The sequence below is a fragment of the Gordonia insulae genome (assembly GCF_003855095.1).
Lineage (GTDB): Bacteria > Actinomycetota > Actinomycetes > Mycobacteriales > Mycobacteriaceae > Gordonia > Gordonia insulae.
On the sequence record NZ_CP033972.1, the window covers coordinates 1,523,438 to 1,542,693 of the forward strand.

Annotated in this window: 16 protein-coding genes; 8 read left to right on the plus strand and 8 right to left on the minus strand. The window is 68.8% G+C overall.

The features are described 5' to 3' along the window. Positions 1-90: 90 nt before the first annotated feature. Both D7316_RS06935 and D7316_RS06945 read right to left on the minus strand, forming a co-directional pair. Entirely contained in the window at positions 91-2,199 is a 2,109-nt protein-coding gene (locus D7316_RS06935; RefSeq protein ID WP_124707627.1) for a bifunctional DNA primase/polymerase, read from the minus strand. Between the two features lie 462 nt (positions 2,200-2,661). Beyond that, positions 2,662-4,095 carry a recombinase family protein gene (locus D7316_RS06945; protein WP_124707629.1) on the minus strand — a complete coding sequence of 478 codons (1,434 nt, stop codon included), beginning with the start codon at positions 4,093-4,095 and terminating at the stop codon, positions 2,662-2,664. A 90-nt stretch (positions 4,096-4,185) separates the two neighbouring features. Here D7316_RS06945 and D7316_RS06950 point away from each other — a divergent pair, with 90 nt between their 5' ends. Further along, positions 4,186-4,398, plus strand: a complete 213-nt coding sequence (locus D7316_RS06950) for a hypothetical protein (protein ID WP_124707630.1) — start codon at positions 4,186-4,188, stop codon at positions 4,396-4,398. A gap of 32 nt (positions 4,399-4,430) precedes the next feature. On the opposite strand, the gene purE is transcribed toward D7316_RS06950, so the two are convergent. Both purE and D7316_RS06960 read right to left on the minus strand, forming a co-directional pair. Then, positions 4,431-4,988, minus strand: a complete 558-nt coding sequence (purE, locus tag D7316_RS06955; RefSeq protein WP_124707631.1) for a 5-(carboxyamino)imidazole ribonucleotide mutase — start codon at positions 4,986-4,988, stop codon at positions 4,431-4,433. Then, positions 4,988-6,202 carry a 5-(carboxyamino)imidazole ribonucleotide synthase gene (locus D7316_RS06960; protein ID WP_124707632.1) on the minus strand — a complete coding sequence of 405 codons (1,215 nt, stop codon included), beginning with the start codon at positions 6,200-6,202 and terminating at the stop codon, positions 4,988-4,990. The genes purE and D7316_RS06960 overlap by 1 nt, the downstream gene beginning before the upstream one ends. Before the next feature lie 78 nt (positions 6,203-6,280). Between D7316_RS06960 and D7316_RS06965 the strand changes: the two genes are divergently transcribed. Then, the gene (locus D7316_RS06965; RefSeq protein ID WP_197718198.1) at positions 6,281-6,841 is read left to right on the plus strand and encodes a GtrA family protein; all 561 of its coding nucleotides are present in this window, start codon (positions 6,281-6,283) and stop codon (positions 6,839-6,841) included. Here D7316_RS06965 and D7316_RS06970 read toward each other — a convergent pair. Genes D7316_RS06970 through D7316_RS06980 form a run of 3 tightly spaced genes read right to left on the minus strand, consistent with a single transcriptional unit; the run spans position 6,813 to position 9,419 of the window. Further along, a complete protein-coding gene (locus D7316_RS06970; RefSeq protein ID WP_124707633.1) occupies positions 6,813-8,162 on the minus strand; it encodes a sensor histidine kinase in 1,350 nt (449 codons plus the stop codon). The two genes, D7316_RS06965 and D7316_RS06970, sit on opposite strands and share 29 nt — an antisense overlap. A 7-nt stretch (positions 8,163-8,169) precedes the next feature. After that, complete coding sequence (locus D7316_RS06975) at positions 8,170-8,844, minus strand: response regulator transcription factor (protein WP_124707634.1); 675 nt, start codon at positions 8,842-8,844, stop codon at positions 8,170-8,172. Continuing rightward, positions 8,841-9,419 carry a PH domain-containing protein gene (locus D7316_RS06980; RefSeq protein ID WP_124707635.1) on the minus strand — a complete coding sequence of 193 codons (579 nt, stop codon included), beginning with the start codon at positions 9,417-9,419 and terminating at the stop codon, positions 8,841-8,843. The genes D7316_RS06975 and D7316_RS06980 overlap by 4 nt, the downstream gene beginning before the upstream one ends. Before the next feature lie 256 nt (positions 9,420-9,675). Here D7316_RS06980 and D7316_RS06985 point away from each other — a divergent pair, with 256 nt between their 5' ends. Then, positions 9,676-13,716: an alpha/beta fold hydrolase gene (locus D7316_RS06985; RefSeq protein WP_232016806.1), complete on the plus strand. Its 4,041-nt coding sequence runs from the start codon at positions 9,676-9,678 to the stop codon at positions 13,714-13,716. A gap of 122 nt (positions 13,717-13,838) precedes the next feature. Then, positions 13,839-14,405 (plus strand): hypothetical protein, encoded by a 567-nt coding sequence (locus D7316_RS06990; protein WP_124707636.1) that lies wholly within the window; start codon positions 13,839-13,841, stop codon positions 14,403-14,405. 4 nt (positions 14,406-14,409) lie between these two features. Here D7316_RS06990 and D7316_RS06995 read toward each other — a convergent pair whose 3' ends face one another. After that, positions 14,410-15,207, minus strand: coding sequence for a biotin--[acetyl-CoA-carboxylase] ligase (locus D7316_RS06995; RefSeq protein ID WP_232016807.1), 798 nt, complete (start codon positions 15,205-15,207; stop codon positions 14,410-14,412). 171 nt (positions 15,208-15,378) lie between these two features. On the opposite strand from D7316_RS06995, the gene D7316_RS07000 reads away from it, so the two are divergent. From D7316_RS07000 to D7316_RS07015, 4 genes are read left to right on the plus strand one after another with little or no spacing between them, the layout of a single operon-like run. Next, complete coding sequence (locus tag D7316_RS07000) at positions 15,379-17,007, plus strand: acyl-CoA carboxylase subunit beta (RefSeq protein ID WP_124707637.1); 1,629 nt, start codon at positions 15,379-15,381, stop codon at positions 17,005-17,007. Continuing rightward, positions 17,004-17,234, plus strand: coding sequence for an acyl-CoA carboxylase subunit epsilon (locus D7316_RS07005; RefSeq protein ID WP_124707638.1), 231 nt, complete (start codon positions 17,004-17,006; stop codon positions 17,232-17,234). The genes D7316_RS07000 and D7316_RS07005 overlap by 4 nt, the downstream gene beginning before the upstream one ends. After that, positions 17,228-17,881 (plus strand): Maf family protein, encoded by a 654-nt coding sequence (locus tag D7316_RS07010; RefSeq protein ID WP_124707639.1) that lies wholly within the window; start codon positions 17,228-17,230, stop codon positions 17,879-17,881. Before D7316_RS07005 ends, D7316_RS07010 begins: the two co-directional genes overlap by 7 nt. Continuing rightward, positions 17,878-19,239 (plus strand): non-ribosomal peptide synthetase family protein, encoded by a 1,362-nt coding sequence (locus tag D7316_RS07015; protein ID WP_124707640.1) that lies wholly within the window; start codon positions 17,878-17,880, stop codon positions 19,237-19,239. Before D7316_RS07010 ends, D7316_RS07015 begins: the two co-directional genes overlap by 4 nt. The last annotated feature ends 17 nt before the right edge of the window (positions 19,240-19,256 follow it).

Genomic DNA, 19,256 nt, shown 5'->3' on the forward strand with positions numbered 1-19,256 from the left:
CGTGAATGCCATGAGTGGCTGCATGAATGCGATCAGCCGTGAATGGTCTGACCTGCGGTTTCGTCGGTTCCGTGATTGGTTCGTGGATGCTCACAACGTCACCGCCGCGTTTGCCGGGAACCAGGCTGTGGGCGTCTTCACGTGCCCGCCTGTTGCACCCTTCACTGCGGTCAGCAGGCCCAGCGTCGCGAGCCGATCCAGCTTGCGCCGGGCCTTCTCGATCTGCGCCTGCGTGGGCGTGGCGTCGGCGTTCCGGCAGAACAGCGCCGCGGCCGCGTCCCTGGCGGTGAGGCCGTTCTCCTGCGCCGCCGTAGCCAGCTCAACCAGGTCGGCGTGGTGATGCACGACGACGGTGCCCGCGCCGTGGTCGTGCAGCAGCGTCAGCGGCCCGACCTCTTCGACGGGCTGGCGGACGTGACGGCATTCCACGATGGGGTCGCCGGGTTCACCGGCGAGCAGGATGATCGATCCGGTGCCGTTGGTGATCCAGGCGCTGCCGTAGATGTCGGCGGCCTCCTTGGGCGGGCCGCCGTTGGCACCGCGCTTTGTGACGTGGTGCAGCTCGCACAGTTGACGGCCATCGGCGACCAGCAGTGAGCGCGCCCGGCTGTATCCGGCACCGACGGCGTCTTCGGATAGCCCGACGGCGGCGTCTTTCACCGAGTCCAGGAACACCACTTCGGCGTCGGCGTCTCGGGCCAGCTGTAGCAGGAGTTCGGGACGCTTCGCCAGATCCGCCGGCGGTGGAGCCGCCCAGATCATCAGCTGGTCATCGAGCACATCCCGGTCAGCCGTGTCGAACTGCCGGGAAAGTGCTCGCGCTGCCTGGTGGGGCCGGTCCATCAGCAGGGCGAGAACTCGCCCCTGCACCGGGGCCACGGGCAGTCCCAGCAGCGTGCCGTCACCGCAGCCTGTCAGCCGCAGCTGGGCGCGGATCAGTAGCCCCAGCAGGGTGGTCTTGCCCAGGCCCATGCCTCCGGCGATCATCAGCGATTCGCCCTCGGCCCACAGGATCTCATCGCCGCTACCCCACAGCGCTCGCGGCACCTCGGCGCGGTCGAAGATGAACGCACCGCCGCGTTGGAAGGCGAACGGCTTGTACTCCTCGGCAGCACGGTTGGCGTTGTCGGCGTCCTGGCCCACATCGATGCCCCAGTCAGCGGGGTTGAAGCTGAACGCCTCGCCGGATACCCGCTCTTCGGCACCGCGGCGCACCTCCTCGGGGTCGGCACCGAGTGCCTGCGCCACCGCCCAGGAGAACATGCCCCAGCACTCGTTGTGCGCGGCCTGTTCGGTGCGCGAACCATCCTGCAGGACGGCTTCTTTGAACACCGACCACACGCGCTCGGCGGCGTCCTTCGCCGGATACAACCCCGCGGCGGCCTCGCGCATCGCCCACGCGAGCGCGCTCATGGTGCTGTCGTGACGCGAGTTGCCCGCGGCGATGTCGGCGCGCAGCTTGTCCACTACGGCGGTCAGCAACTCAGGCCGCTGCGCTGCGGTGTGCTCGGCCACGAACTGGTTGACCACGGCGTCGGTGGCGGCGTCCGCGGACGGTGTTCCATCTGGTAGCAGATCACCGAGTTCATCGGGTAGCGCCGGTACCAGACCAGTTGTTAGCCAACGATATTCACCGTTTCTGGGGTGTGGTGTTGGCGCAGCGATGATCACGCCGTTGGTGCCGCGGATCTCGCCCCACGCGCCGCCCAGTTTGCCGGTGCTGTTACCGATGGTTCGGCCGGGCGGCGCGGCGAAGATGTAATGCCCCCGGCGTTCCTGATCGGGGCGGGTGGACTGGTAGGGCGCGGCCTGCAGGTGCGGGCGCATGACGTCGGGCACGTTGCTTGGTGTGTCGACGTCGAACACCACGGCACCGGATCGGCCGACATGTAATGCGATGCCGTAGTCGGTGCCCGCGAACCAGGCGGCAAGCACCTTCGGATCGCGACTGGACTGCGAGTGCCATCCCTTGCCCACGACGCTGCCGGGGTTCTTGATGTCCCTGGGATCGGTGGGCAGCACGTACCACCCCGCCTTGGCGTAGGCCATTGCCGCGGTGAGCATGTCGGTGTCGTCATGCAGGTCGGGGATTGCCAATCCTGTTGAGCTAGAATGAGACCCAGATGCCTGCTCGGTATCTTGGAAGGTGCCCCCGGTGGCCTGGTCGCTGCCGGGGCTTCTTCGTTCCGGGGGAATCATGCGGCACCACCGCCGTCCTGCCGCGCCGGACGTAGCAATTCTGCCAGGCGATCTCGTTGATCTTGAGTGAGCTTTGGTGCCTGGTCGACCACCTTCTGAATGTGCTCGGCGAGCACCAGCTCGCGCAGTGTGCGCTGCGCCTCCAGGTGTTGCGGACTACCCGGCGCGTGCCGACCTAGGACGCAGGCGCGTCCGCGGGCACTGGCGACGTGGGGTTGCGGTTTTCCGGCCACTTGAAACCTCCGTGGGCAGGGGGAGATGAACAAGTGGCGGCGCTGGTGTGGCGGCGCATTGTCATCTACCTACCCGTGGGTTCGTGGACCGGACCATCTGTCGGTTACGAACGCTACACGCAAACGGCGGCAGGTCAGGGAACACCAACTAGTGCGATAAGCCAACGCCCCCAACAGTGTTGGCATGGCAACACTTACCGCGGGCGTTGGCTTCTGTGGCGGCGATGTCTTACTTCCACACCACCTGCACCCGCTCGGCGGCGTCGACCCGCTCTCCGTTGCTTGCGCGGGCACCCTTGCCCACCGGGCCGACCGTGACGTCCATCAGCGTGGCCAGCACGGCGCGCAGCCGGTCGGGGCTCAGCGCGGCCACGGCGTCCACCACCTCGTCGGTGCCCAGCGGCAGATCCATGAACAGGCGCACCTTGTCGGCGTCCTGGTGCTTGGCCTCGATGGCGGCCAGCTTCTCGGTGATGTGGGCGGTGGCCACCTTCACCTGCTGGGCGGTCATCAGGCCCTCGGCGTAATCGACGGCCAGGCCGTCCAGGCGTGCGCGCAGCGTGTTGGCCTCGGTGCGCAGTTCCTCGGCTTCGGTGGCGTCCTGGGCCTCGGCCTTGAGCAGGTCCACGGCGTCGGGTCGAGCCAGTCGGGCGGCCACCAGCGCGAGCAGGTACTGCTCCACGTCGTGGGCGCGAATTGATGTGCCGTAGCACGCTTTACAGCGGTAGACCGATGTCCGGCCGCGGTCAACCTGCATTCCGGCCAGCTTGCCGTTCTCGCACTTGCCGCAGTGCACGACACCGGTCAGCAGGTGGCGCTTCACGGCCGTGTGCCCGCCTGGACGGCGCTCGGGTGCGCGCAGGATGGCCTGCACTTCCCACCACACCTGCTCGTCCACCAGTGGCTGCCAGGTGCCCTTGACCGGGTTGCCGTCCTTGTCGCGCACCAGCTCGTCGTTGTGGTCGCGCAGCCCGGCGTTGCGCGGCTTGCGCAGAAACAGGCTGGCCGTGCTCGCCGTCCATGGCTTGCCGTTGAGCCCGTGGGCACCTTCGGCGTTGAACGTCCTGGCCACGTCGGAGATCGAGCCACCGGCCAGCACCGCGGCGTATGCCTGGCGCACCAGATGCGCGGTCTTCGGGTCGGGCACCGGCCCCTGCGGGCTGTCGAGGTAGCCGAACGCCCGTCGCCACTGCGGCTTGCCAGACTGCGCCTTGTGCTTGGCCGCGATCCGGTGGCGCTCGGCCTTGTGCTCGACCTCGTGGGCGGCGACGGTGCCCTTGATGCGGGCGATCATGCGTCCCTGCGGTGTGGACACGTCCACATCCCCGCTCGCGGTGGCCAGCGCCAGATGCTTCTCGTCGGCCAGGCACATGAACGCCTCCAGCTCCACTGGACGGCGGTGCAGCCGGTCGAGGTCCCAGGCCACCACGGCGCTGATCTTGCCCTCGCGGATGTCGGCCAGCATGGCCTCATAGGCGGGGCGGCGCTTGCCCTTGCTGGCGCTGATGTCGTTGTCGGTGTACACCAGCGGCTCGCCCCACCCGCGGGCGGCACACAGGGCCAGGCACTCCTCTCGCTGGCGGGTGACACCGGCCTTCTTGCCGCTCGGATCGTGGGATATACGCAGGTAGATGGCCGGTTTATCGGCGGTTGTGGTCGTCATGACCAGAACAGTACCTCGGCCAGCCGGTGACACCACCGGATCAAGAACTTCGGCATCGGCTGGCGCGACTACCAGGACCCGCTCGGCACCGTGTTTTTCCAATCGCCCACCGGGCACACCTATCTCGGCAACGCCTTCACCGGTCGCGACCTGTTCCGATCACTGACCCGCACCGGGTCACCACCGGAACACCCGGCCCGACAACGCATCGACACCATGCGCACCCGACGCGCAGAGACGATCACACGCGCCGACGAACGAGCCGCCGATCGATGGAACAAGGAGAACCCACCACCATTCTGACCGCGGCGAGGATCCGGCAGACCCGGGTCCGACTACTCCCCGCCGAGCAGCTTCTCCCGCAGCGCGGCGTCCTTCTCCAGCACCATCGATTCCAGTCCCCGCTGGAAATCCTCCATGCGCGAACGCAATCCGGAATCGGCGGAGGCGAGGATACGCACAGCCAACAAGCCGGCGTTACGGGCACCGCCGATCGACACCGTCGCCACCGGAACCCCGGCAGGCATCTGCACGATGGACAGCAACGAATCGAGGCCGTCGAGGGTGCGCAGCTGCACCGGCACGCCGATCACCGGCAGCGGCGTCGCGGACGCGACCATTCCGGGTAGATGTGCCGCGCCACCGGCACCGGCGATGATGACCGAGATCCCCCGGGCCGCAGCGCCGGACGCGTAGTCGAGCATGCGCTGCGGCGTCCGATGCGCCGACACCACGCCGACCTCGAATGGAACCTCGAACTCGGCGAGCGCCTCGGCCGCGGCTTCCATTGTCGGCCAGTCGGAGTCGCTGCCCATGATCAGTCCGACACGCGGTCGGGTCGGCTCAGGGGTCTGCTCGACGGACTCCGTCGAGTCCGATTCGCTGTCGGTCATCAGTGCACATCCCATCCATCGGTCCATTCGGCCGTCGACATCCAGTGCGCGGCGCGTTCCGCACGTTCCCGGACGTCGGCAACCGAATCATTCTGGGTACCAACAATGTTGACGTGACCGATCTTACGATCGGGACGTTCGCCCTTACCGTACAGATGCACCTTCGCATCGGGCATCCGGGCCATCAGATGATGCAGACGCTCATCCATCGACATCACCGGCGCCTCGTCGGCGCCGAGGACGTTCGCCATCACGGTGATCGCGGCACGAGGTGAGGTGTCGCCGAGGGGATAGTCCAGGACGGCACGCAGATGCTGCTCGAACTGCGAGGTGACCGCGCCGTCCATGGTCCAGTGCCCACTGTTGTGCGGCCGCATCGCCAACTCGTTGACCAACAGATCACCGTCGTCGGTCTCGAACAGCTCCATGGCCATCACCCCGACCACACCGAGTTCGTCGGCCAATCGCAGCGCCATCTGCTGGGCCTGCTCGGCGACGCCGTCGGACAGGCCCGGCGCGGGCGCCAGCACCACCGCGCACTGCCCCTTGCGCTGCACCGTCTCCACCACCGGCCATGCACCGCCCTGTCCGAACGGTGAGCGCGCGATCATCGCCGACAGTTCACGCCGCATGGCGACCTTCTGCTCGACGATGAGTCCCGCCCCGGCGGCATACTGCTCGTCGAAGACCGTCAGCGCCTCGTCGCGATCGTCGAGCAGCCACACCCCGCGCCCGTCGTATCCCCCGCGGATGGCCTTCAGCACGATCGCCCACCCGTGCACCTCGCCGAACGAGACGAACTGCGCGCGGGCGGTGTCCCGATCGCCGGTCAGGTCGGCGAAGGCCGGCACCGGCAGGCCGAGTTCCGCGAGGCGTACGCGCATCGCGAGCTTGTCCTGGGCGAAATGCAGCGCGGCCGACGGCGGACGCACCGCGACACCCTCGGCTTCCAGCGCCTGGAGGTGCGCCAGCGGCACACCCTCGTGATCGAACGTCACGGCGACGGCACCCTTGGCCGCCTCGCGCAGGTCGGCGAGATCGTTATGGGAACCGAGCACGACGTCTGCGCTGACCTGCGCGGCGGGGTCGGCGTCGGTGGCCGCCAGCACCCGCAGACACTGCCCGAGCGCGATCGCGGCCTGGTGGGTCATCCGGGCGAGCTGACCACCGCCGATCATGGTCACGGTAGGCATTCTGGAACTCACGCGACACATCGTTCCACGACACGGACATCATTCGCATGACCGCCCGCTGAAGTTACCGCTCGGTTTTGTTTCGTACACTCACATCTTGTGCCCTTCATCGACGAGCTCGTCGCTCGACTGCCCGAGCCGGTTCGTCGGCTCGCGATGCGTCATCACGAGCTGATCAAGTTCGCTCTCGTCGGGGGCACCACGTTCGTCTTCGACCTGGTGATCTTCTATCTGCTGACCTTCACGGTCCTCGAGGAGAAGCCCGTCGTCGCGAGGATCATCTCGGGAACGCTGGCCACCATCCTCAGCTACGTCCTCAACCGGGAATGGGCGTTCAAGAACCGCGGCGGCCGCGAGCGACATCACGAGGCACTGCTGTTCTTCGTGATCAGCGGGGTCGGCGTCATCCTGGCGGCCGCACCGCTGTGGCTCGCCAACAATGTGTTCGACCTGCGCAGCAACGTGACCGTGACCGAGCTGGTGATCCTCGACTTCGTGCTCGGCTTCATCATCGGCAACCTGCTCCAGATGGCATTCCGGTTCTGGGCGCTGCGAAAGTTCGCGTTCCCCGAGGAGACATTGCGTGGCGGCGACGCCGGCTCGACCGACCTGCACGCCGATGTCGACGAACTCAACGATGAGGAACTCGGTCACGCGTGATCGTCGGGTGTCGGCCGGCCGGCGGCCCGCCACCCTCCCCGGACCCGGTCGACTCGGGGTCCTGCGCCGACGGCACGACGATCGCGAACACCGGCGGACGACGTGAGGTGAGTTCGAGGCGGCCACCGTCGGCCTCCACCAGCGCCCGCGCCAGCGACAGGCCCACACCGTTGCCGCGCCCGGCGGAGAACCCGCGGCGGAAGATCAACGACACGAGTTCGTCGTCGATGCCCGGCCCCTCGTCGGCCACCGTGATGCGCAGCATGTCGGCGGACGGCAGATCGTCGACATGGATGCGGCACGTCCCGGCGCCGTGCTGGAGCGCGTTGTCGACCAGCACGCTCACGGCTTCGCGGAGCCGGCCCGGCCGGGCACTGACGGCGGTGGTGTCGCCGCCGAAGGTCGCCGAGATCGACCGACCGACCGCGCTGAAGGCGGCGCGGAAGTCGCCGATCAGGGTGCGGACCATCTCCTCGACGTCGATGTCGTGCGGCGACGCCGGATCATTGCGGGAGGCGGCCACCATCTCGTCGAGCTCCCGGGACAACCGCTCCACCTGCTCGAGGGCGGCCTCGGCCTCCCCGACCACGGCCGGATCGGGATGCATCGACAGCTCGTCGAGTCGGAGCTGGATGGCGGTGAGGCGGCTGCGCAGCTGATGCGAGACGTCGCCGACGATCTCACCCTCCCGCTCCAGACGGAGCGCGATCTCCGAGTTCGCGTCGCCGAGCGCGCGCGACACCCGGTCGAGTTCGCTGATCCCATACGACTTCCACTCCGACCGGAAGTCGCCCTTGGCCATCGCCGCCGCGCGGGCCGCCAGGTCGATGAGTGGGTCGGCCACCCGACCCGCGGTCACCGCCGCCACGATGGTGCCGGCCGCGATGGAGCTCGCCACCACCAGTGCGACGATGCCTATCGCGGCGAGCTGGTCATCGCGGACCTGCGAGAGCGGGATCTCCAGCAGCAGCGAACCCGCATTGCCGAGCCCGATCGCGTCCTCCATCGTCGCGCCCTCGATCGGGTCGCCGACGACGGTGACAGCGTCCACCCCACTGCCCACCGGATACCGGACCGTCAACCTGCCACCCTCGGGCAACAGCAGCTCGAAGGCCGCGACGTCGAGCGTCCCCTCGGCGACGCTGCCGGCCGACCCCTCCTGACTGATCAGCTGATCGGAGATCAGCTTGAGCCGGCTGTCGAGGTTCTGGTGGGCGTTGTCGGAGACCCACCACCAGGCGATGACGCTCAGGGGTATGCCCAACAACAGACCGACCGCCATGATCATGGCGATCATCGTGTTCAGGATCCGGCGACGCATGGACCGCTCAGGGATCGAAGCGGAAGCCGACGCCCCGCACCGTGACGATGTGACGTGCCCGGTCCGGCTGATCGTCGCCGATCTTCCGGCGCAGCCACGAGATGTGCATGTCCAGGGTCTTCGACGATCGCAGGTCGGCCGAGCCCCACACCTCGGTGAGGATCTCGTCGCGGCTCACCACCTCGCCGGCCCGTTCCATCAGGAAACGCAACAGGTCGAACTCCCGGTTGGCCAGCACGAGGTCGGCGCCGTCGACCAGCACCCGTCGCCCGCGGGTGTCGAGTTGGATGTCGCCGCCGTCGAGCACCTCGTCGGCACTCTGCCTGCGGCGCAGCAGGGCCCGCACCCGGGCGAGCAGCTCGGCCAGGCGGAACGGCTTGCCGACGTAGTCGTCGGCGCCCGCGTCGAGTCCGACGACGAAGTCCACCTCGTCGGTGCGCGCGGTCAGCATCAGCACCGCGAGCTGCGGACGGGCGGAACGGATCCGACGACAGACCTCGAGCCCGTCGATCTCGGGGAGACCCAGATCCAGGATGAGCAACTCGAATCGGCTGTCGAGCGCCTGGGTGATCGCTTCGGCGCCATCGGTGACGACCTCGCACCCGTACCCCTCGCGGGTCAGGGCCCGCGCCAACGGTTCGGCGATCGCCGCGTCATCCTCGGCGAGCAGCACATCGGTCACGCGCCGACCCCCTCGTCGCGTCGGGGATCGAGCCGGTCGTCATCGGTCATCCGGTCGTCCCCGGCGCGCCCGTCGTCGTCATGGGAATCCAGGACCTCGTGGTAGAGCAACGCGTGCACCCGCTCGACCTGAGGGATGTCGTCGAACGACAGCGGCTCGTCCGATGCGGACTCGATGATGAGCGTGCCGGTCCGCAGCAGCCGGTCGATCGGGCCGTGCCGGAACTCGACGGTGTTGATCCGTCGGACCGGGATGTCGATCCCCGACCTCGTCACGATGCCGTTGCGGAAGATCACCCGGCGATCGGTGAGGACGAAATGCGTCGTCTTCCACGACACCAGGGGCCGGACGAAATACCAGGCGAACGCGATCAGCCACACGACCCCGATGATGATGAGCAGCACCAGCCTGGTGGTCGACCCGAGTTGTGCCCCGCTGACCATGCCGGCCAGCACTCCCGCGACCGCGGTCACGATCAGGAACAGCAGAAACGGTCCGAGCAGGCATTTCCAATGCGGATGCCGATGCAGGACGATCTCCTCGCCGGGGGCGAGGTTCTCCCGTGGATAGGACATGGCAGCCAGCTTAATCCGCTGTCGACCGCCTGTTGCAGGCATCACACCGTCCAGCGCGCCTTGACTTAGGAGAACCTAACAAGCCTGGGTACACTGGCCAACCGACAGCGAACCGGGAAGACCGCGAGATCCGGGGCGACACGCCGGGTGTCGGCCACGGGACGACGTTCAGGGTCCCTGCCCGCACGCACGCCCGAGGAGAATCCATGTGTCACCGCGCCCTGCGTATCCGCGTGACCGATCGACGGGTGGCGCGATGAGCACCGCCACCGACGACAGCACCGCGCACCGGCCCGCCACGGTCGGTGTGGAGCAGGGCGGCCGCGCCCGGGGCCTGAGCGTCGACATCGTCTCGATCATGACGTCGAGCCTGGTCACCAGTGCCCTCGGATTCGTGTTCTGGACCATCGCCGCGCGCGGGTACTCCACGGCCGAGGTGGGCCGGGCGTCGGCGCTCATCTCATCGTCGACACTGTTGGCGACCCTGGCCAATCTGAGCCTCGGCGGGCTCTACGAGCGCTTCCTGCCCATCGCGGGGGCGAGCACACGGCGCATGGTCGCGCTCGGGCAGTGCGCGATCGTCGCGGCCGCAGCCGTCTTCGGTACCGTCTTCGTCTTCCTGGGCCCCAGTGAGCAACTCTTCGACCACACCGTCGAGCGGCTGTTGTTCCCGGTCGCGGTGATGATCCTGGCGATCTTCGCCATTCAGGATTCCCTGCTGATCGGACTCGGCCACCCCCGGTTCGTCGCGATCAAGAACGTCACCCAGTCCACCGCCAAACTCGTCCTCGTCGCCGCGTTCATCCCGCTGGCGACGGGCACCGCCATCATCGGCTCATGGGTGCTGCCGGCGACCGTGATCGCCACCTGGATGGGCGTATCCGCCATCCGAAAGGCCGCGCGACGCGCGACCGGCCCCGGATCGATGCCCCCGGCTTCGGAGATCGGTCAGTTCTTCGCGGGGTCCTTCGTGATCACCGCCGTCGGTGTCGCGGTTCCGCTGATCCTGCCGTTGATCATCGTCGCCCGGCTCGGCACCGAGATGAACGCCTACTTCTCGCTGTGCTGGCTGGTCGTCACCACCGTCGCGATCCTGATCAACGCCACGGGCGCCCCGTTCGTCTCGGCCGCCGCCGAACCCGACACCGACCGGCGTGCCGCGACGATCCGGTTCATCGTGCTGTGCTCCAGCGCAGGCGCCGTGGGCTGCATCGGGCTGATCGTCGCCGCCCCGCTCGTCCTCGGCATCCTCGGCGCACGGTACGCCGCACAGGGCACCGGCCTGATCCAGCTGATGGCACTCGCCCTGCCCGCGGTCGCCCTCATCACGATCTACACCAACCTGTCCAGGGTCGAGCGTCGCCTTCGACTGGCGGTGGCGACGCAGATCCTCTTCGGCCTCGTCGTCATCGCGAGCGCGGCGCCCGCAGCCGACCGATGGGACCTCACCGGGGTCGCCTACGTCTATCTCGCGGCGAATCTCGTCGTCGCGCTCGTCCTTATCGTCCCCACCATCCGTGCGGTGCGGCGAGCCTTGTCCACGCCGCCGGCACCACGCGACGCACCCGGCGAACCCGCCCACCTCGGGCCCGATCCCGGTCCGGCGACGGCGACCGCCGCGCCCTTGCTCGATCCCCCACCCCTGATCGAGCCCCTGCCGCCGCTCGAGCCCCTGCCGGTCGAGCCCCTGCGGCCCGTCGATCCCGACGCCACCGTTGCCGACCGCTTCCACGAGATGGCCGACCGACGCGGCGGGATGACCGCGCTGCGCGCCGGCGACGCCACCCTCTCGTACGCGGAACTGTCCGACCGGGCACGTTCTGTCGGCGCCACGATCGACGAGATCGCCGGGATCACCGGTCCGGTCATCCTGCAGGCAGGCCTGCAGACCTCCACGGTCGCGGCCGCTCTCGGCGTGTTCACGACGCACCGGCCGTTGGTGGCCCTCGACCCGCAACTACCCGCCCACCGGGTCGACGGCATCATCGACGCGCTGTGCGGGCACGGGCGCGCGCCGGCGATGACAATCGCCGACGACGAGCACCGTGACGTCGCATCCGCCGCGGCAAGCGCGCACGGCTTCACGTGTCACGCGCTCGACGAGCTCATCGCCGCGCGACCGAGCCCCACCGGGATCCCATCGCCCGGCGCCACCGCCGTGATCGAGCATCGCGGACACCGGGATTCGGTGACGAGCATCCAGTTCACGTCGGGTTCGACCGGCGCGCCCAAGGGTGTGTTGCATCCGAACGGCATGTGGCTGTGCGACGCCCAGCTCATGCGCGACGGCTTCGGTCTCGGCGAGGGACGTCGCGTCGCACTGTGTCTGCCGATCAGTTTCGGCGCCGGACTCAACGTGCTGATCGGATCGCTGCTGTGTGGCGCCGAGGTGATCGCCGCCGACCCCCGGGTGCTGGGCCCGGCCACGCTGCTCGACACGATCGCCGACTCCGACGCACGCACCGCGTTCCTGACACCGTCGTTGCTGCGGGCGCTGATCGGCGAGGACGACCGGCGCGGGACGTCGGCGCTCGCCGGCCTCGAACGCATCATCACCACCGGTGAACCGCTCGCCGCCGAGCTCGCCCGACGGGCCCGGTCGGTCGCACCGCAGGCCGTCATCACCAACTGGATCGGATCGTCGGAGACCTCGGCACTCGCCTACCACGACCTGCGCCCGACAGACCCCATACCGTCGGACACCGTCCCGGCGGGACACCCCGCGCCACACAAGTCGATCCGCATCGACGACGACGGCCGGATGACGGTGTCGTCGCCCTATCTCGCCCTCGGCTATCTCGACCCCGAGCACGACCACGGCCGATTCGGTCGTGACGATGGCGGGATCATCACCTTCCGCTCGGGCGATCGCGCCCGGTTCGACAACGGCGTGCTGCACCTGCTCGGCCGCCTCGACGACGCCGTCAAGATCCGCGGTTACCTCGTCGAGCCCGCAGAGGTCGAACGTGCGCTGCTGCGCGACGGCGACCTCGAGGAAGTGGTGGTGACGGCACGGAGCGTGCACACCGGCGCCGAACTCATCGCGCATGTCGTGCCGTCCGGCCAGACCCGCACCCCGTCGGCCGCTGCGTTGCGGCAACGGCTGCGAGGTCGACTGCCCGACTGGATGGTGCCTGCGCACATCGTCGTGCTCTCGCAGCTACCGCGGACTACGCGCGGCAAGGTCGACCGAACGGCCCTCCCCGTCCCGCAGCGCGGTCCCATCGACCCGCCGCAGTCGCCGTTGGAACATCGGATCGCCGAGGTCTGGGCGACCGTCCTCGGCCTGGACGCGGTCGGCAGGACCGAGAACATCAACGAGCTCGGCGGCGACTCGCTCTCGGTGCAACGCATCCTCGCCGAGTTGTCCGCCCGTGACGGCCTTGTCATCCACCGATCAGATGCGGCGGCCGCCCCGACCGTCGCCGAGATGGCCGCACTCGCCGACCACGACGACATCGTGAACTCATCGATGCCGTTGTCCCCCACCACTGTTCGACTGCGCTCCGCGGCCGGACGGCCGTTGTTCTGTTTCGCCGGGGCCGGTGCGTCGGCACTCGCGTTCGTGGCGCTGTCCAACCGGGTGGCCGGCGACGTCGGCGAGCACCTCGGGATCGGGCCCGTCTATGCCTTCCAGGCCAACGGGCTGGGCAACCGTGGTATCCCCGACTGGACCGTCGGCGCGGCCGCCCGTCGTCACCTGCGCGACCTCCGACGCATCCAGCCGTCCGGCCCGTACCTGGTGGCCGGCCACTCGCTGGGCGGATTCGTCGCCCTCGAGGTGGCTCGCCGTCTCCGGTCCGCGGGCGAGGAGGTCGAACTGGTGGTCGTGATCGACACCTTCCTGCCGCCGCGACTCGCCGCGCTGCGCACGTTGCCCGACCCCGATCCCGCCGAACCCGCCCTCCGCCCGTCACCCGAGGGTTACGTCTCCCCGTGGCCGGAGATCTCGCGACGCGAACTGTGGCTGCGCCGCCTGCGACTACCGCTCGCCGGACTCGTCCACGGCACACCGACCGAGGTGGAGAAGGCGCTCGAGGAGGTCGGCGTGCGGGTGAGCCGGACGCACCGGCCGAAGCCGTACGACGGCGCGGTCCTGTTGATCCACAGCAGCGAGAACCACGACGACCCGGGCGTGTGGCGTGCACATGTCGTGCACGGCGAGCTCGACGTCGTGCGGCTCGACTGCGATCACGGTTCGATCGTTCGCGACCCGCACATCTCCGACGTCGTCGACGCCGTCGTCACACGCATCGACCGCGCACGGAAGGGCACCGACTCAGCCCGTTCCCGGTGACGAGTCCGGATTTCTCCCGTCCGCGGCCACGTACACTGCGAACCACAGCACGTCCGGCCGTCGCCCTGATCGTCCGGACAGGAGTCCGAGGCAGGTCCATACCGCCAGGTCAAGGAGAAGCCATGAGTTACCGCGACCCGCGTGACCCGTACGACCCGCGCACCGCCCGGTACGAGCCCGGCTACGAACCGGAGCCACAGGCGTACAGCAGATCCGAGGCCTACCCACCGCCCGGCGGCGCCGCGCACCCGCCCAAGCCGCGCCTCGGCCCGGACATCAATCCGACGATGTTCGTCGGCGGAGTGGTGATGACCGGTGTGGTCACCGGACTCGCCGCATGGCTGGTCGCGTGGGTGATCCGCGCGCTCGTGGAGCGCGTGAACGAGGCCGGCAAGTTCGGCGTGTGGAATCCCGTCGCCCGCGACGAGTTCTGGTTCGCCGTCGTCGGTTTCCTCTGCGCGTTGGCCGCCGGTGCGCTCTGGTACGTGTTGCAGCTGATCACGCCGTCGCCCGATCAGTTCTTCCGCTGGATCGTCGGTCTGCTCATCGCGGCCGCGGTGATCATCCCGCTGGTGTTGTCGGCGGAACTGTCGGTGGGCATCGCCACCGCGGTACTGCATCTGGTGATCGGCATACCCATCCTCGCCCTGGTGCCCGCGATGGGACACAAGAGCATCCGGGGCAACTGAGCGGTCAGTCCCCGATCGCCCGCAGGTGGGTGACGTCGCCGGCCGCGGCGACCACCTCACGTCCGTCCGCGTCGATCACGATCCGGCCGGCGGAGTCGACCCCGGTCACCAGCCCGACAACCTCCTGATCGCCCGGCAGGGTCAGTCGCACCCGTCGCCCCACCGTGTCACTGCGCTCGCGATAGATCTCCGCGAGACGCGCCACGTCGTCGGGCCACAGTGCCAGGAGATCGGACAGTGCGCGCAGGAACGCTGCGGCCAGATCGCTCGCCGACACCGGTTTCCCCGTGACGATCTGCAGCGACGTCGCGGTCGGGACCGGCAACTGGTCCTCAGTCATCGCGGTGTTGATGCCGATCCCGATCACCGCGATGCCACCCGACGGCGACCGCGTGTACTCCGACAGGATGCCCGCGACCTTGCGGTCCTCGATCAGCACGTCGTTGGGCCATTTCAGCCCGGGCCTGACCCCCACCACGTCGTCGACGGCCTGTACCGCCGCGAGGCCGGCGATCAGCGACAACCATCCGAGGTGTTCGGTGTGATCACCGACCTTCACCGCCGCCGACATGGCGAGCTGGCTGCCGCGGGGGGCGGACCACACGCGTGCGTGGCGTCCGCGGCCGGCGGTCTGATCGGTGGTGATCCGGACGGTCCCGCCCACGTCCTCGCCGGCGGAGCGCTCGACGAGGTCGGCGTTGGTCGACCCGGTCGCGTCGACCACCTCGATCGTGTGCCAGCGGGTACCGGCGAGGAGTTCGGTGAGCATCGAGGCATCCGGCGTCGCGTCATCCACGGTCATACCCGAGACGCTACTTGCCGAACACGCACGTCACACAGCATCCCGGCGGACGAGTCGGCACCGAGGCGCGCTGGACGTCGAGGCCTCCCGACCGATCACTCGGGAACATGAGGGCAATCTCACGTTGATCCGGTTGACGTGGCTCACACCCGGGTAGTTAGCATCGTCGTCATGACGACAGCTTCGCGCGAGGACGGCGCCGCTCCCGACATCCACACCACGGCAGGCAAGCTTGCCGATCTGCGGAACCGTCTGGAGGAGACAAAGCACCCCGTCGGCGAGGCTGCGGTCGACAAGATCCACGAGAAGGGCAAGCTCACCGCCCGTGAGCGCATCACCCACCTCCTCGACGACGGCTCGTTCGTCGAACTCGACGCGCTGGCGCGTCACCGCAGCACCAACTTCGGCCTCGCCGAGCGTCGTCCGCTCGGCGACGGTGTGGTGACCGGCTACGGCACCATCGACGGCCGCGAGGTCTGCATCTTCAGCCAGGACGTCACCGTCTTCGGCGGCAGCCTGGGCGAGGTCTACGGCGAGAAGATCGTCAAGGTCATGGACCTGGCGATCAAGACCGGCCGCCCGCTGATCGGCATCAACGAAGGTGCGGGCGCCCGCATCCAGGAGGGCGTCGTCTCCCTCGGCCTGTACGGGGAGATCTTCCACCGCAACGTCCGCGCGTCCGGCGTCATCCCGCAGATCTCGCTGATCATGGGCGCCGCGGCCGGCGGACACGTCTACTCGCCCGCGCTCACCGACTTCGTGGTGATGGTCGACAAGACCAGCCAGATGTTCATCACCGGCCCCGACGTCATCAAGACGGTCACCGGTGAGGACGTCACCATGGAGGACCTCGGTGGCGCACACACCCACATGTCGAAGTCCGGCACCGCCCACTACGTCGGACAGGACGAAGAGGACGCGCTCGAGTACGTCAAGGATCTGCTCGGCTACCTGCCCAGCAACAACCGGGCCGAGGCACCGCGACTGCCGGTGGCCCAGCCGGCGGCCGGGTCGATCGAGGACACCCTCACCGACGAGGACCTCGAGCTCGACACCCTGATCCCGGACTCGCCCAACCAGCCGTATGACATGCACGAGGTGATCCGCCGCATCCTCGACGACGACGAGTTCCTCGAGGTCCAGGCCGATTACGCGACCAACGTGGTCATCGGCTTCGGCCGCGTCGACGGCCGCAGCGTCGGCATCGTCGCCAACCAGCCCACGCAGTTCGCCGGATGTCTGGACATCAAGGGATCGGAGAAGGCCGCGCGGTTCGTCCGGACCTGCGACGCCTTCAACATCCCGATCGTCACGCTGGTCGACGTCCCCGGCTTCCTGCCGGGTACCGACCAGGAATACAACGGCATCATCCGCCGCGGCGCCAAGCTGCTTTACGCCTACGGCGAGGCCACCGTCGGCAAGATCACCATCATCACCCGCAAGGCCTACGGCGGCGCGTACGACGTGATGGGCTCCAAGCACATGGGCGCCGACGTCAACCTGGCGTGGCCGACGGCCCAGATCGCCGTGATGGGCGCTTCCGGCGCGGTCGGCTTCGTCTACCGCGGTCAGCTCAAGGACGCGGCCGCCAACGGCGACGACGTCGACGCCCTCCGTCTGCAGCTGCAGCAGGAGTACGAGGACACCCTGGTCAACCCGTACGTCGCCGCCGAGCGCGGGTATGTCGACGCGGTCATCCCGCCGAGCCACACCCGTGGCCAGATCGCCACCGCGCTGCGCCTGCTCGAGCGCAAGATGGTCACCCTTCCGCCCAAGAAGCATGGGAACATCCCCCTATGAGCGAGAACGCCACCGACGCCGCCCCCGCCGCGCCGTTCCTGCGCATCGTGCGCGGCAATCCCAGCGACGACGATGTCGCCGTGCTGGTGTCCCTGGTGGCCGCCGCATCCGGATCGTCGGACGGCGGGCACACGGAGACCGGACCGCGCGATGACTGGGGACGGGCCGAGGACCGGCTGCGTCCGGTGTGGGGTGCACCCACCAGCTTCACCAATCTGAGGTGGTGACCACCACCTCGGTGGTTCTCGGCTCCGCATCGCCTGCCCGCCTGCGGGTCCTGCGCGACGCCGGACTCGACCCTCGGGTGATCGTCTCCGACGTCGACGAGGACGCGCTGCTGGCGACCCTCGGGGATGCTCCGCCGGCGGAGGTCGTCGTGCGCCTCGCCGGCGCCAAGGCCGACGCCGTGGTCGCGGCCGTGCTGAGCGGCGACCGGGACAGCTCGGACGTGGTTGTGCTGACCTGCGATTCGATGCTCCTGCTCGACGGCAGGCTCAGCGGCAAGCCACACACCGTCCCGGCCGCCCGCGACCAGTGGCGTCGCATGCGGGGCCGGTCGGGGCAGCTGCTGACCGGCCACCAGGTCACCCGGATCAACGCCTCCCGGGTCGTCGGCACCGCGCAGGCGTCCGCATCGACGACGATCCATTTCGCCGACATCGACGACCCGACGATCGACGCCTACGCCGCCACCGGTGAGCCACTCGCCGTGGCGGGCGCCTTCACCCTCGACGGACTCGGCGGCTGGTTCGTCGACGCCATCGACGGCGACCCCTCGTCGGTGATCGGGATCGGTCTGCCCACCGTCCGCCGCCTGCTCGACGAGGTCGGCATCGACGTCACGACGCTGTGGCGTTTAGGCTCGTCCGCGTGACTTCCTACGTCGAGCGCACCACCCACGACGACGATCTCTTCATCCGCATGGACCGCGCGTTCGGGGTCCCGGTGCTCAGCCAGGCGATCTGGCGGCTCACCGAACCGCTCTCCGCCGCGGAGCTCGAGCGGATCGGACGTCGTCTCCTCGAGAGCCCGATCAGTCGCCGCCTGCACCGCAGTCGACTCCCGTTCGTCCGCGACCACTGGACCGCCGCGGGCGATGCCGCCGGTCGCACCCACCTCGACCCACCGCTCGCCGACGACGAGATCCTCGACTGGATCGAGCGTGCGGCCGACGTCCGCTTCGACCTCGCGAACGGTCCGGTGTGGGAACTGCGCGCGGCGCCGCTGGCCTCCGGTGGCGGCATGGTGACCCTCTGCTCGTCCCACGCCGTCGGCGACGGTTGGCTGGGTGGGCGCGCCATCATGCAGGCGACCGCCCCCGACGACACGCTCGCCGACGCCTACGCGCCGGCGACGCCCTCACTGTCCGACAACGTCCGTGACGCACTCGGTCAGTTACGCAGCATCGGTGCCGGCCTGGCCGGTCTGGTCCGCGACGGACGGGCCACGCGGCACGAGGTGCCCGCCGCCGAGTTCGTCGCCCCGGTGACGTCGCTGTCGACCCCGCGCCCGCCCGAACCGTCATCGGACGAGATGGCCCGCGAGAACCCCATCAGGACCCCGCTGACCATCGTCGCCATCCCGGGCGACGACTGGCGCGCGACGTTCGCGAATGCCGGGGGGACGAGCAACGCGTTGTTCGTCGCGATCGTCATCGGCCTGATCGTCGAGAGCGGACGAGCCACCTGGGAGGACCGCGTCCGGGTATCCGTGCCGATGTCGCTGCGTCCGGTGGAGGACACCCGCGCCAACTCGACCACCGGCCTCACCCTCGACGTCCCGGCCGCGTTGAGCCGCGATCGCGACCTCGCCGCGATCCGCACGCTGGCGAAGGACGCCTACCGGGCCGCGGGCGAGAAATCCAGCCGTCTCCTGCGCCTACAGCCGCTGATGCAGGCCCTGCCGGACGCCGCCGTCAACGCGCTCAGCCGCAACGCCGCAACGCCTCTCGCCTTGGCATCCAACGGCGGTGTCGTCGATCCCGGGTTCGCAGGCCTCGGCGAGCCGAGTCGGGTCGAGACGTTCGCATCCCGTGCGACCACCCAAGGGGTGAGCCGCGAACGCCTCATCCGGCTCCGCGGGGGGCTCGCGGCATGGTTTCATGACACCGGGCACACCACCACCCTCGCGGTCTCCGGGCTCGACCCGGTGGCCTTCCCGACGTCCCACGAACTTGCAACAAGCGTTGAAAAAGAATGTGCGCGTTGGGGTTTGACCGCGCAGAAGTGGTGACATTTCTCACCTGAACG

Excerpts from the sequence above, each read along its gene's own strand:
- D7316_RS07000 (WP_124707637.1), top strand. The coding sequence starts at position 15,379 with ATGACGACAGCTTCGCGCGAGGACGGCGCCGCTCCCGACATCCACACC.
- D7316_RS06990 (WP_124707636.1), top strand. The coding sequence starts at position 13,839 with ATGAGTTACCGCGACCCGCGTGACCCGTACGACCCGCGCACCGCCCGG.
- purE (WP_124707631.1), bottom strand. The coding sequence starts at position 4,988 with ATGACCGACAGCGAATCGGACTCGACGGAGTCCGTCGAGCAGACCCCT.
- D7316_RS06960 (WP_124707632.1), bottom strand. The coding sequence starts at position 6,202 with ATGTGTCGCGTGAGTTCCAGAATGCCTACCGTGACCATGATCGGCGGT.
- D7316_RS07005 (WP_124707638.1), top strand. The coding sequence starts at position 17,004 with ATGAGCGAGAACGCCACCGACGCCGCCCCCGCCGCGCCGTTCCTGCGC.
- D7316_RS06980 (WP_124707635.1), bottom strand. The coding sequence starts at position 9,419 with ATGTCCTATCCACGGGAGAACCTCGCCCCCGGCGAGGAGATCGTCCTG.
- D7316_RS06945 (WP_124707629.1), bottom strand. The coding sequence starts at position 4,095 with ATGACGACCACAACCGCCGATAAACCGGCCATCTACCTGCGTATATCC.
- D7316_RS06970 (WP_124707633.1), bottom strand. The coding sequence starts at position 8,162 with ATGCGTCGCCGGATCCTGAACACGATGATCGCCATGATCATGGCGGTC.
- D7316_RS06985 (WP_232016806.1), top strand. The coding sequence starts at position 9,676 with ATGAGCACCGCCACCGACGACAGCACCGCGCACCGGCCCGCCACGGTC.
- D7316_RS06995 (WP_232016807.1), bottom strand. The coding sequence starts at position 15,207 with ATGACCGTGGATGACGCGACGCCGGATGCCTCGATGCTCACCGAACTC.
- D7316_RS06935 (WP_124707627.1), bottom strand. The coding sequence starts at position 2,199 with ATGATTCCCCCGGAACGAAGAAGCCCCGGCAGCGACCAGGCCACCGGG.